Source organism: Rhodococcus sp. 06-462-5, assembly GCF_002258315.1.
In the GTDB taxonomy this organism is placed as follows: domain Bacteria; phylum Actinomycetota; class Actinomycetes; order Mycobacteriales; family Mycobacteriaceae; genus Rhodococcoides.
In genome coordinates this window covers 183,552-196,736 of record NZ_NOYD01000001.1, presented here as the reverse complement: position 1 = coordinate 196,736, position 13,185 = coordinate 183,552, and the positions used below count along the sequence as shown (strand labels likewise).

At 67.1% G+C, this 13,185-nt stretch carries 8 protein-coding genes; 7 read left to right on the top strand and 1 reads right to left on the bottom strand.

Going from position 1 to position 13,185, the window contains the following annotated elements:
- Nucleotides 1-15: 15 nt before the first annotated feature.
- Both CH251_RS00935 and CH251_RS00930 read left to right on the top strand, forming a co-directional pair.
- On the top strand, nucleotides 16-1,302 hold the full coding sequence (locus tag CH251_RS00935) for an MFS transporter (protein ID WP_094611404.1): 1,287 nt from the start codon (nucleotides 16-18) through the stop codon (nucleotides 1,300-1,302).
- Nucleotides 1,303-1,361: 59 nt separating this feature from the next.
- The gene (locus CH251_RS00930; RefSeq protein WP_094611403.1) at nucleotides 1,362-2,864 is read left to right on the top strand and encodes a DUF4185 domain-containing protein; all 1,503 of its coding nucleotides are present in this window, start codon (nucleotides 1,362-1,364) and stop codon (nucleotides 2,862-2,864) included.
- Between the two features lie 51 nt (nucleotides 2,865-2,915).
- Here CH251_RS00930 and CH251_RS00925 read toward each other — a convergent pair whose 3' ends face one another.
- Nucleotides 2,916-4,382 (bottom strand): CCA tRNA nucleotidyltransferase, encoded by a 1,467-nt coding sequence (locus tag CH251_RS00925; RefSeq protein WP_094611402.1) that lies wholly within the window; start codon nucleotides 4,380-4,382, stop codon nucleotides 2,916-2,918.
- A 102-nt stretch (nucleotides 4,383-4,484) separates the two neighbouring features.
- On the opposite strand from CH251_RS00925, the gene CH251_RS00920 reads away from it, so the two are divergent.
- The 5 genes from CH251_RS00920 (at nucleotide 4,485) to CH251_RS00900 (ending at nucleotide 13,089) form a co-directional block, all read left to right on the top strand.
- Nucleotides 4,485-5,045, top strand: a complete 561-nt coding sequence (locus tag CH251_RS00920; RefSeq protein WP_032396972.1) for an NUDIX hydrolase — start codon at nucleotides 4,485-4,487, stop codon at nucleotides 5,043-5,045.
- 2 nt (nucleotides 5,046-5,047) lie between these two features.
- Complete coding sequence (locus CH251_RS00915; protein ID WP_094611644.1) at nucleotides 5,048-7,453, top strand: glycoprotein; 2,406 nt, start codon at nucleotides 5,048-5,050, stop codon at nucleotides 7,451-7,453.
- Entirely contained in the window at nucleotides 7,450-11,619 is a 4,170-nt protein-coding gene (locus tag CH251_RS00910) for a murein biosynthesis integral membrane protein MurJ (protein ID WP_179273668.1), read from the top strand. Before CH251_RS00915 ends, CH251_RS00910 begins: the two co-directional genes overlap by 4 nt.
- A gap of 100 nt (nucleotides 11,620-11,719) precedes the next feature.
- Nucleotides 11,720-12,301, top strand: a complete 582-nt coding sequence (sigM, locus tag CH251_RS00905; RefSeq protein ID WP_094611401.1) for an RNA polymerase sigma factor SigM — start codon at nucleotides 11,720-11,722, stop codon at nucleotides 12,299-12,301.
- A 59-nt stretch (nucleotides 12,302-12,360) separates the two neighbouring features.
- Nucleotides 12,361-13,089 (top strand): hypothetical protein, encoded by a 729-nt coding sequence (locus tag CH251_RS00900; RefSeq protein ID WP_094611400.1) that lies wholly within the window; start codon nucleotides 12,361-12,363, stop codon nucleotides 13,087-13,089.
- The last annotated feature ends 96 nt before the right edge of the window (nucleotides 13,090-13,185 follow it).

Here is a 13,185-nt window from a genome sequence, read left to right as displayed (position 1 = left end):
GCTAAAGTCCCGTCGGTGAGCGACGCTTCCTTCCGTACCCGACTGCGCGAATCCCCGGGGGTCGGCAAGCTGACGACCATTCGGTTCGCCGGTCAGTTCGGCGACGGGTTGTTCCAGGCCGCGCTCAGCGGTGCCATTCTGTTCAACCCGGAGCGCGCGACGAATCCGGCCGAAATAGCAGCCGGCTTCGCGGTGTTGCTCGTCCCGTATTCGCTGGTGGGTCCGTTCGCCGGGGCGCTGCTCGATCGCTGGGATCGCCGCTCGGTCCTGCTGTGGGCCAACATCGTTCGCATCGTACTGATCGTCACCACCGCTTTGCTGCTGTGCGCCGGGGTGGACGCCACACCGTTGTTGCTGTTGGCCTTGGCCACCGTGGGGCTCAGTCGGTTCGTACTCGCGGGGGCATCCGCGTCACTGCCCCACGTGGTTCGACAATCGTGGTTGGTGCCGATGAACTCGGTGCTGGCCACTGTCGGATCCGGTTTCGCAGCGGCGGGTGCGGGCGTCGCTGTCGCGGTGATCGGTGTCGTCGGCGCAGGCGATCTCGGCTCGGGGGTCGCCGTCGGTCTCGCGTCCACCGGATCGGTCGTCGGGGCTTTCGCTGCGGCGCGGTTCCGCCCGCGATCCCTCGGACCCGGTGTCGAGAGCCGCACCGACAATCCACTGAAAGACGTTGCAGCAGGCTTGAAATCGGGCGCACAGGCCGTCTGGCGCTCCGCCGGTGTCACGACCGCGATGCTCGGCATCGGCGCACACCGCATCGTCTTCGGTATCAACACCCTGATCATGGTGTTGATTCTTCGCGAGACGACCACCAGTAGCTTGCCCGGCGGACTCGCGGGTTTCGGCATAGCCGTCGGTGCCACGGCCACCGGCATGTTCCTCGCCGCCCTGATCACCCCCTTTGCCGTTCCCAGGTTCGGGCGTACCCGCACGATCGCCGCCGCTCTCGTGCTCGCCATCGTGGCGCAGCTCGGTGCCGTCTCGGGTCTGACGCAGACCAGCTTGCTGATCGGAGCCTTCCTGCTGGGCATCGCCGGGCAGACCGTCAAACTCAGTGGTGACGCTGCCATGCAGATCGAGATCGACGACGCCCATCGTGGACGCGTCTTCGCGTTGCAGGACACCGTGTTCAACGTGGCGTTCGTCGCTGCCCTCGCCGCTGCGGCATTCGCTGTCGGCCCCGATACGACCGATCTGAACCAGGACCCCACCGCGCACATCCTGGTGTTCGTCGGGGCAGGTATCTACGCCCTCGGCTTGGCTGCGGCGGTGATCGACACCAGGCGCGCACGCCGCTGACGTGGTGTATCTTCTCGTATCGGACCGACGGGTTTCGTCGGAGAACACGGGGGCACCGCATGCACGGCCGCACGACATCGCTCGGCTGCATACTCGCGGTTGCCGCAGGTACAGCCGTTCTTGCTGCGCCCCCGGCGTTCGCAGCCCCGCCGCCGCCGGTGAACTCCTGCAGTGAAACAGGATTCGACCCCAAGGACTACCCACCCGAGCCCATCGGGCCGGGCAATCCGCCGCAGCTGCCGCCGTTGCCGGACCGCGTGGTCATCCCCGTGCCGTATCCGTCGATCGAACTCGTGCCGGTGCCCGACCCGGCTCCCGACAACACCCGCGTGCAGGCCGAACCGCTGACCGATCCGTGTGCTGACCCCTGTCCCGATCTCACCGACGACACCGATTCTCAGACGCCGGCAACAGGCTCCGCAGACCATCTGCCGTTCCCCCGCATCGAGATCGACCCGCAACCCGAGACCATTCCCATCCCGATCCCCGGCCCCGGCGGTACTCCGGGAACCCCGCCGCCCGCTGCCGCCGTCACCACAGCAGAGCCCGGGCCGACGACGATGCCGCCCGGGGCACCTGCCGTCGGAAACGTCGAGGTCGTCTCGCAGCTGACCGGACCGGGATCGGAGAACCGCACCGACAAGCGCTGGCAGGTCGACGGCACCGACCTCGGTATCATGTGGGAGAGCAAGCCCGGCGAGGTCGCCGTGGCCTTCGGCGACTCGTTCGGCAAGGGTTGGGAATTCGGCGTCGTCGGCGGCGACGACTGGCGCTCGAACGCACTGGGACACAGCACCGACACCGACCTGTCCGACGGCATGACCCTCGACTCGATGGTGCAGGACTCGCGTTGTCACGCAGCCGAACTGCTGCCCTCGCGCAAGATCAAGAACTGGGAGACCACGGTCATCCCCACCTCCGGATTCGCGATCGACGACCGGCAGTACATGTCCTACATGTCCATTCGGCGCTGGAGCACGATTCCCGGCATGTGGTGGACCAACTACGGCGGCATCGCCTACTCGGACGACAACGGTTCCACCTGGGTCAAGGACGAGCATGCCAAGTGGGACAACGTTTTCGGCTTCTCCAAGTTCCAGGTCTCGACGATGGTGCCGGCGGGGGAGTACGTGTACATGTTCGGCACCGTCAACGGACGCGCCGGTCAGGTCGGGCTCGCGCGCGTCCCGAAGGCGGACGTGTTGAACAAGACTGCCTACCAGTACTGGGTGAACGGCACCTGGGCTCCCGTCGGATCGAACGAGGCCACCCCCATCGCCGACGGTATGGCCGGGGAACTGTCGGTTCATCACGACGAGGCCCGTGGCCTCTGGCGGATGACGTATCTCGATCCGCTGCGCGGCGATATCGTTCTGCGCGAATCGAATTCGCCGCAGGGGCAGTGGACCGCGCCGACCACTCTGATCGACACCGCCGAGTACCCCAAGACGTACGGCGGCTTCGTTCACCCGTGGTCGACGGCGAACGAGCTGTACTTCACCGTCTCGGAGTGGGACAGCTACAACGTCTATCTGGTCAAGGCCGAGCTTCGCTCGTCGTGAGCGGAAATTTGCAGTGGGCTACGAACTTTCGTGCACGTGCGCGGGACACGCCTAGTGCGTGGGCCACCACTCGAGCAGCGCGGCCTCGGCGTCCTCGCGGGACAGCGGTCCCCGATCGAGGCGCAGTTCCTTCAGAAACTTCCAGGCCTTGCCCACGTCGGGTCCGGCCGGGATGTTCAGCAGCTCCATGATCGCGTTGCCGTCGAGGTCGGGCCGCACGCGAGCCAGGTCCTCCTGCTCGGCGATGCGGGCGATGCGTTCTTCCAGGTCGTCGTAGGTGGCCTGGAGCGCCGCAGCTCGACGCTTGTTTCTCGTGGTCGAGTCGGCTCGAACCAGCTTGTGCAGCTTGGGAAGTAGCTCGCCGGCATCGGTGGCGTAGCGGCGGACGGCGGAGTCGGTCCACTGACCCTTGCCGTAACCGTGAAACCGCAGGTGCAGGAACACCAGATGCGAGACGTCCTCGATCATCTTCTTCGAATACTTCAAGGCGCGCATACGCTTTCGCACCAGCTTGGCGCCGACGACCTCGTGGTGATGGAAGCTGACTCCGCCGCCCGGTTCGTTTCGTTTGGTGTCGGGCTTGCCGATGTCGTGCAGCAGTGCGGCCCAACGCAATACGAGATCGGGATCGCCGTCCTCGAGATCGATCGCCTGCTTGAGCACCGTCAGCGAGTGCGAGTACACGTCCTTGTGCTGGTGATGCTCGTCGATCTCGAGCTTCATGTTGGGCACCTCGGGAATGATGCGCTGCGCCAGACCCGTCTCGCACATCACGTCGATGCCGTCGATCGGGTGCGCGCCGAGGATCAGCTTGTCCAGCTCCACCTGGATTCGCTCGGCGGTGATGCGGTCGATCTGATCGGCCATGTCCTCGATGGCTCGGTGCACCCGAGGCATCAGCGTGAAGCCCAACTGGGAGACGAACCGCGCGGCCCGCAGCATCCGCAGTGGATCGTCTCCGAACGACACCTCCGGTGCCGACGGGGTGTCGAGAACACCCTCGAGCAATGCGTCCATACCGCCGAGCGGATCGACGAACTCCTGGGTGCCGTCGGCTCCGAGACGTACCGCCATGGCGTTGACGGTGAAATCGCGCCGAACGAGATCCTCTTCGAGGCTGTTGCCGTACTGCACCTCGGGATTGCGGGACACCTGATCGTAGGAATCGGTGCGATAGGTGGTGATCTCGATCGTCTGGCCGTCCTTGGCCGCGCTGATGGTCCCGAACGCGATGCCGGTGTCCCACTGATGGTCCGCCCAGCCCGTCAGCAATGACTGAACCTCCTCGGGCCTGGCGTCGGTGGTGAAATCCAGATCGGTTCCGAGTCGACCGAGAACTGCGTCCCGCACCGTGCCGCCGACGAGAAAGAGCTCGTGCCCGGCCGCGGCGAACAGGGCACCGAGCGGAGTCAACACCGGAGCCAGTTCGCGCAGCGTCACAGCAGCTCCCGCCAGCAACCTCTCCCGGCGGGCATCGGTGTGCTCGGCGGAAACGGAGGACAAGGACTGATCGGCCACGGTGGAAGAGCCTACTTGCGCCGAGCCGATCGATTGTCCCGGCCTTCACCCCCGCGGTGCGGCACGGTAGAAGAGTGCGCACAGGCAACTAGTATGGATCGGGTGTCTGCTGCCGAACGTGCGAACAGGAGCCGCCGCAACCCGCGGCGGCGTCAGGCACGCGCCGACACCGAAGCACCGAAGCTGCGGACCGTCCGCGAAACCTCGGCCGGAGGCCTGGTGGTCGACGGCCTCGACGGGCCGCCCGCCAAACGCTGCGCAGCCCTGATCGGCCGCACCGACCGCCGCGGACGCCTCCTCTGGTCCCTGCCCAAGGGTCACATCGAGCAGGGCGAGACGGCCGAACAGACGGCCATGCGCGAGGTCGCCGAGGAAACCGGCATCCGCGGTACCGTCCTGGCCTCGCTGGGCAGCATCGACTACTGGTTCGTCACCGAAGGACGACGCGTCCACAAGACCGTCCACCACTACCTCCTCCGATTCCTCGGCGGTGAACTCTCGGACGAGGACCTCGAAGTGACCGAGGTCGCGTGGGTTCCACTGACCGAACTGCCGTCCAGGCTCGCCTACGCCGACGAACGCAAACTCGCCGCCATCGCCACCCGCCTGATCGACGACATGAGCAGTGGCAACTCGGGCGCACCCATCCCCGGCGGGAAGTGATCGTGCGGGCCCGGAAGGTCGCTGCCGCCGCATTGACCACGTTCTTTCTTGCGGTGGCACCGTCGGTCGGCACCGCGACTCTGGTCCCCACGCAGCTTCCCGACGCCGCCGCCCAACCCGACTCCTCCGTCGGCGACAGCAGCGGCACCACCAGCGCTGTTCCGGACACTCCGATGACCCAGGACGGCAACCCCTTCCTGACGCTGAGCATCGAGACCGTCGCGCCCTCCACCGTCACCACCAGCAGCGACCCCTTCGTGACGGTCCGCGCCACCGTGAGAAACACCGGGGACCGACGCGTCGACGACGTCAGTGTCCGGATGCAGGCCGCTGCCGCCGTCGACACCACGGCCGGACTGCGGACCTCGCTGACCCTCGACCAGGACCGATTCGAGCGCGTCGGCGATTTCGTCACGGTTGCCGACTCACTGGAGAAGGACGAGAGCCGCCAGTTCGACATGTCGATGCAGCTGCGCAGCACCACCGAACCCTCGCTGGGAATCGAGGCCCCTGGCGTCTACCCGCTGCTGCTCAACGTCAACGGCACCCCCGAATACGGCGGAACCGCTCGACTCGACGACGCCCGCTTCCTGCTCCCGGTCGTCGGACTGCCCCGCAACCCCGGTGAGATGGACCCCGCCGCCCCCGGCGCGATGCCACTGCCGCCCAACACCCGCAACCCCGTCGCGATGACGGTCCTGTGGCCGCTGGCCGACATTCCTCGCCTCGCTGCCGGAATCCCCGGCTCCGTCGACGAGCGCGTTCGGTTGATCGACGACGAACTCGCCGGCGAACTCGCCGCAGGCGGGCGACTCGACACCCTGCTCAAGGCCGTCGAATTCGCGACGCAACCCGGCCTGGATCCCGAGGGCAGACTGGCGTCGAGCCTGTGTATCGGCCTGGATCCCGACCTGCTCGTCACCGTCTCGAACATGACCCGCGGCTACCTCGTCGTCGACAACCCGGCCGATCCTGCAAGCACGACCCGCGAGGGCACCGGAAGCGCAGCCGCAGCCCAGTGGCTGTCACGACTGGAAACGATCGCGTCGAGCACCTGCGTGACGGCGATGCCGTTCGCCCAGACCGATCTGGGGGCAGTGGCCGACATCGGCGATCCCACGTTGCTCAGCAGCGCCGTCAGCGCCCCGGCAGACATCGTCGACGGCATCCTCGGCACCACCTCGACGCGCGGATTCACCTGGAGCAGCACCGGTGGGGTGGACGCGATCACCGCCGACGCCCTGCGAACGGCAGGCACCGGCACCGTGCTGGTCGCCGACAACAGCATCAGCCCGCCGACCTCGGCTCCGACCTCGTTGCTGGTCTCGTCCGAAACCCAGCCGTCGGAAACCCAGCAGACCGAGACCCTGGCCGCCACCCACTACGACGCCGCCACCGCAGCGGCACTCGCCGGCGTCGGGAACACCCCGTCCACCCCTGCCCTCACCCCCTCCGAGCAGCGCTTCGACCTCGCCACCGACTCACGTACCGCGCGCCTGCAGGACGCGTTGGGGGCTGTGAACTTCCATGCGCTCGTCGGCACCGATCGCCCCGGGCGCACCGTCACCGTCGCGCCCCCGCAGTACTGGACCGCGGGGGGAGACGAACCGTCGGCGATTCTGTCGACGGTGTCCTCGCTGCTGCGGTCCGGTCTGGCGACGCCGCGGCCGTTGTCCGAGCTGCTCGCCGAGCCCACCTCGGGCACCCCGGTGAGCAGCATCGACGCGGTCACGGAACTCGATACCGGCACCATCGACCTGGTGCGATCGCAGAGCGCCCGCGTGAACACCCTGATGCAATCGCTCGTCGAGGATCCGCAGTCCGAGCTGACCCCGCGCCTGTACACCGCCCCGCTGCGTGAGGACATGCTCCGCGCGCTGTCGACGGCGGGTCGAGCGAGCGCCGCCAGTGAAGAAACCGGCACCATGGCGCGCGACCGACTCGCCGCCATCCGCATCGGACTCGACACCATCTACGGATCGGTGACCGTGCTGGCCCCGGGCGGCGTCTACACCCTCGCCTCGGAGCAGAGCCCGCTGCTGCTCGTCGCCCGCAACGACCTTCCGGTCCCGGTCAACGTGCTGCTCCGGGTCGATGCGCCGCCGGAGATGACGATCAGCGACGTCGGCGTCACCCAACTTCCGGCCCGCGGATCACGGACCATCACCGTCCCGGCCGAAGTGGACGACACCCGCAATCTGTCCGTCGACTTCTCCGTCACGACGCTCGACGGCTCCCGGCTCGGTGAAGTGTCGACGGTGTCGGTGCGATCGAACGCATACGGTCAGGCACTGGCGATAATTACCGCCTGCGCCGGTGCTCTCCTACTGTTACTTGCAGGTCGACGCCTCTGGCACCGATTCAGAGGTCAACCCGACCCGGCCGACGAAGGGTACGAGAGACCATGACAGGCAACGTCCCGTACGACGGCGACCTGCCGCGGTCACGCCTGCCCGCATCGCAGGTGTTCCGACGTACGACGCCACCGCGGCCCGCGCCCTGGGAACGGCAGTCGCGGCCGGAGCTGCGCTCGTACCCGGCACCGCCGCCGCTCGACGGTCAGCCCGCCGCCGACGACACGGTCACACAGATGATCCCGCGATTCCGGGACGAGGACTACCCCTATCCTTCGTCGAGCACAGCACCGTCCGGAACGGTTCCGCCGAGAATTCCGCCGGGCGGGCCCGACCCGGCGCCGCAGCCCGAACCGAGGCCGCAGAAGTCACTGCTGGCGGCGTCCGGTTCGATCGCGGTAGCGACCCTGGTCAGCCGCATCACGGGCTTCGCCAAGCAGGTCGCCATGACGGCCACCCTCGGCGCGGCGCTGGCCAGTGCGTTCACCGTCTCGACGATCCTGCCGAACATGATCTCCGAGCTCGTCCTGGGCGCAGTGCTCGGAGCCATCGTCGTTCCGGTGTTGGTCCGTGCCGAGCAGGAGGACGCCGACGGCGGACGGGCATTCGTTCGACGCCTGTTCACCATCGCAGTGGCCCTGCTCGGAACCGTGGCGCTCGCCGCAACGATCGCGGCCCCGCTGCTGGCGCGGCTGATGCTCGACGGCGATCCGAAGGTCAACGAGGACCTGACCATCGCCTTCACCTATCTGGTGCTGCCCGCGCTGATGTTCTACGGATTGTCCGGGCTGCTCACGGCGGTGCTCAACACCCGGCAGAACTTCAAGCCCGGGGCCTGGGCACCGGTGTACAACAACCTGATCGTGCTCGGCGTCTTCGCGCTGTACCCCTTCGTCCCGGGCGAGATCACCCTGAACACGATCGAGATGAGCAACCCCAAGATCCTCGTTCTCGGCCTCGGCGTCACCGCCGGTGTCATCACCCAGGTCGTTGCGCTGATCCCGGCGCTACGCCGCGAACGCATCGACCTGCGCCCACTCTGGGGATTCGACGAGCGACTCAAGAAGTTCGGCGCGATGGCCGCTGCGATCGTGCTCTACGTCGTCGTCAGCCAGATCGGGCTGATCGTGGCCACCAGGATCGCGTCGGGCACCGACGATGCGAGCAACGTGATCTACTCGCAGGCCTGGATCGTGCTGCAGTTGCCCTACGGCATCCTCGGCGTGACGGTTCTGACGGCCATCATGCCCAGGCTCAGCCGCAATGCCGCCAACGGTGACACTCCGTCCGTCGTCGACGATCTCTCGGTCGCGACCCGCCTGACGATGGTCGCGCTGGTGCCGATCGTGGTGTTCCTGACCTTCGCGGGGCCGTCGGTGGGCGAGGCGCTGTACGGCTTCGGCCGGTTCGCCGAGGTCGCACCCAGACTCGGCGAGGCCGTCAGCTGGTCCGCGTTCTCCCTCATCCCGTACGCCCTCGTCCTGATCCACCTACGGGTCTTCTACGCCCGCGAAAAAGCCTGGACGCCGACGTGGATCATCCTCGGCATCACCGCCGTCAAGATCGGCCTGTCGTTGCTCGCCCCGATAGTCGCGTCCTCGCCCGAGCAGGTGGTGCTGCTCCTCGGCGCAGCGACCGGCCTGGGCTACACGGTCGGCGCGATCATCGGCGGATACCTACTGCACAAGAGCCTGGGCAGCCTGCGGATGGCCAACGTCGGCAAGACGGTCTGGCTCGTCCTCATCGCCTCACTGGCAGGCGGCGCGGCCATGCTCGCGATCGACCGGATCCTCGGTCTCGACGCCATGATGAACGGCTGGATCGGCAACTTCGCCCGCGTCGCGATCGACGCCGTCGTCATGCTCGGCATCACGTTCTCGATACTCTGGTTCGGCAAGATCCCCGAAGTCCTGGCGGTCACCGTTGCCCTGAGCCGGGTCGTACGGAAATTCCGCGGTACAGCCGATCGAACGGACGCCGATCCGGCCGCCGCAGAAACCGGCGTGATTCCGGTTATTCGAACCGAGCCCACATGGGACACTGCGCGGGATCGGCTCCCGTACCCTGGTCATCGGCACCCGGGGGCAGAAGCCAACGCAGGTCGACCTTTTGCAGGACAACACGGGGCATATTCGCCTGAAGGAGTGACAGTGACCGACGACGAAGTTGCTGGGGGGCCGGCACAATCTCCAGCAAGCGAAGCCGACCGAACGAGCGGCGGCGTCGAGGTCGACACCCAGGACCGCACCGAGCCCGTGAAGGCCGAGGCTGCCTCGTCCGCCAAGACGCCGAAGCCGGCCGAATCGAAGGCTGCGCTCGAATCCAAGAAACCGGCCGCAGCTCCCGAACAGGACGTCGAGAAGACAGCCGAACAGGCGGCTCCCACCGACAAGCCTGCTCCGAAGCCGGTCGACAAGACGGTCTCCATCTCCAAGGCCGCTCTCGCGGCGCGTCCGACCGACAAGACCATCTCCATCTCGAAGGCCGATCTGCCGGTCGAAGCCGACGGCGACAAGAAGTCCACGCCGGAGTCGAAGCCTGCGGCCGACGCTGATTCCACAGCGGATGCGGATTCCGAGAAGACCGCAGCGGCACCGGCCACACCCGACGCGTCCGAGTCGGCCACCACGGACGAGGTTGCCACTGCGGCGGCCCCGGCGAGCGCTCCCGAGCGCACGCTCCGCGGCCCGACGCTCATTCCCGGTGCCTCCGTTGCCGGTGGTCGGTACCGACTGCTGGCACCGCACGGCGGAGCGCGTGGACTCAAGTTCTGGCAGGCCCACGACGTCAAGCTCGATCGCGAGGTCGCGTTGACGTTCGTCGACGCCGATCAGCAATCGACCGCCTCGACCGACGACCGCACGCAGGGACCGCAGGCGATTCTCTCGCGCACGCTGCGTCTGGGTCGGATCAATTCGCCCGGCCTCGCCCGCGTGCTCGACGTGGTACGCGGCAGCTCGGGCGGCATCGTCGTCGCGGAGTGGACGCCCGGCCGCTCGCTGCGTGAAATGGCCGACACCGTGCCCGCACCCACCGGCGCTGCGCGCGCGATCAAGGTCCTGGCCGCAGCGGCCGAGGCAGCGCACCGCAGCGGGGGTGCCCTGTCGATCGATCACCCCGATCGCGTGCGCATCAGCTCCAGCGGCAATGCGGTTCTCGCCTTCCCCGCGACACTGGCCGACGCCGACCCGAGCTCGGACGTTCGCGGACTCGGCGCGATGCTCTACGCCCTGATCACCGCCCGGTGGCCGCTGTCCGATACCACCGGCGGTGCCGTCGTATCCGGGGATGCGGCTCCGGCACGCAGCGTCGGCGGCATGCGCCCGGCCGACCGTGACGACAAGGGTGCCCCGCTCGAGCCGAGGCAGGTCCGTCCGGACGTTCCGTTCGAGATCTCCGCCGTCGCGGTGCGGGCACTGGAACAGAACAGTGGAATCCGAACTGCTGCCACGGTGCAGCACGTCCTCGATCAAGCAGCAGTGGTCAACGACAAGACGGATCTGATGCCGGCGCTGCGACTGGGCCAGCGCGCGCCCGGCTCCAGTGGCCATTCGCTCGCCGATCCCGACGAGATCGCCGCCGAGAAGGCCAAGTCGATGCGTACCAACATCGCCATCGCGGTGCTCGGCGCCCTGACGGTGGTGGTTCTCGCGTTCGCCGGATTCTGGCTGTTCACCTCGATTGCCGGCAACGACACCGAGACTCCGCTCGACACCCAGGACTTCGGTCTCACCACTCCGGCCGAGGCACCGCCCGCAGCCGATCCCGCAGCACCCCCGGCCGAGACCGGTGGACCGGTGGCAATGGACGACGTCAGCGTGTTCTCACCCCAGGGTTCCGCCGACAACCCGAGTACCGCCTCCAACGTGATCGACAACGACCCCAGCACCGCGTGGACGACCGACTCGTACTTCCAGCAGTTCCCGGCCCTGAAGAACGGCGTCGGGCTGCTCGTGTCCATTCCGTCCTCGACACTGCAGAACGCATGGATCGAATCGACATCTCCGGGAACTGTCGTCGAGATCCGATCGGCCCCGAACGGCTCTCCCAGTCTCAGCGACACCACGCTCCTCGGTGAAGCCACACTGCAGAACGGCCGAACCGACATCGCCCTCAGCGAAGCGGAGCCGACCGGGAACGTGCTCGTCTGGATCACCAGGCTCGGCGAACAGGGCGGCCGCATCGCCACCTCGATCTCCGGGATCGGTTTCGACTCCTAGATCGGGCATTCGGTAACCAAAACCGGCTTGTTTCGTACTTCGCGGTCTCGATGGCTTAGGCTCCCCCCAATGCGTTAACACGGGGGGGAGCCGTTTTCGTATGACCGAACGTTTCGATTCGGCGCCAGGGGAGCGCACGGATGCGGAGCTTCTCGCTGCCCATGCGGCCGGGGAGCCGAACGCCTTCGCCACGCTCATCTACCGACACCACGAACATCTGTGGCTGACGGCTCGACGCACCAGCTACACGCCCGAGGACGCCTCCGATGCTCTGCAGGAGGCGCTGCTCTCCGCCCACCGCACGGCCGGGTCGTTTCGCGCCGACGCCGCAGTCCGAAGTTGGTTGCACAAGATCGTCGTCAATGCTTGCCTCGACCGCATCCGGCGGAATAAGGCACGGCCGTCGGTTCCGTTGAGCGAGAACGAAAGTCACGAGCCCGTTTCGTCCAGGGACCGGATCTCCGAGACGGAGACGAGCATTCTCGTTCGGCAAGCTCTGATGACGTTGCCACCCGACCAACGCGCAGCCGTCGTCATCGTGGACATGGAGGGCTACTCGGTGGCCGACGCTGCCGTATTGCTCGATGTTCCCACCGGTACCGTCAAGAGTCGATGCGCCCGCGGTCGGCTCAAGCTCTCGACGCAACTCGCTTACCTGAAAGATGCGGGGAACCGAATCTGACCCTCTCGCGTCTAACTCCTGTGAGAGGGAAAGCAGACTCGGCGAAGGGAGGCAGGAACGTGCCGTCGAGCACCGACGCTCTACAAGCCCCGTTCTCGCCGGAACTGCTCGCCGATCTGCATGCGGATGCACTCCCCGAGGACGTCAGTAGACGACTCTGGCCACTGGTTCGTCTCGACGAGGATTCGATGCGGATCCTCGCCGGTCTCGACGCCGTCTCGGCTCGACTGCACGAGATGGGCGAGGACCCCACCGGGACGTTGTCGATCCCGCCCGACGTCGCCCGGCAGATCGAACGGACGATCCACACGGTCGAGCAATCGGCCTCCACGGCAGGAGTGGTCGTTCCACTCCGTCCGCGAGGACGACGCGTCGTCCTCGGAACCGCTGCTGCCGCAGCACTTCTGGCGGCCGGATCGGTTGCCGTCGCGGCAGTCCTGTACACCCCGAACGAACCCGAATCGATCGCTGCCGACCCGTCGCAGGCTCCGGATTCGTCTCTGGTGCTCGATTCGGCCGACCTCGATTCCGGTTTCGCGTTCAGCATCATCGGCAAGCGCGACCCGGGAGCACTGGCCGACCCGGCCGACCTCGCTGCCTGTCTGCAATCCAACGATGTGGATCCGGCCACCACGGTGCTCGGATCCAGTCGAGTGCGCGTCGACGGCCGAGACGGAACCCTGCTCGTCCTCGCCGGTGCACAGCCCTCACAGTTCATCGCCCTCGCGGTGGGCAACGACTGCGGCACCACCAACCCCGACGTACTGACGCGTCGCGATATCGGCTGACAGATCTCTCAGCGGGGAACAACTCCCTCTAGGGTGGTGTTGACCAGATGTATGTCGACCGGCGTGTGCGCTGAGCACTCGGTTGTCGACGATACG

Excerpts from the sequence above, each read along its gene's own strand:
- CH251_RS00930 (WP_094611403.1), top strand. The coding sequence starts at position 1,362 with ATGCACGGCCGCACGACATCGCTCGGCTGCATACTCGCGGTTGCCGCA.
- CH251_RS00910 (WP_179273668.1), top strand. The coding sequence starts at position 7,450 with ATGACAGGCAACGTCCCGTACGACGGCGACCTGCCGCGGTCACGCCTG.
- sigM (WP_094611401.1), top strand. The coding sequence starts at position 11,720 with ATGACCGAACGTTTCGATTCGGCGCCAGGGGAGCGCACGGATGCGGAG.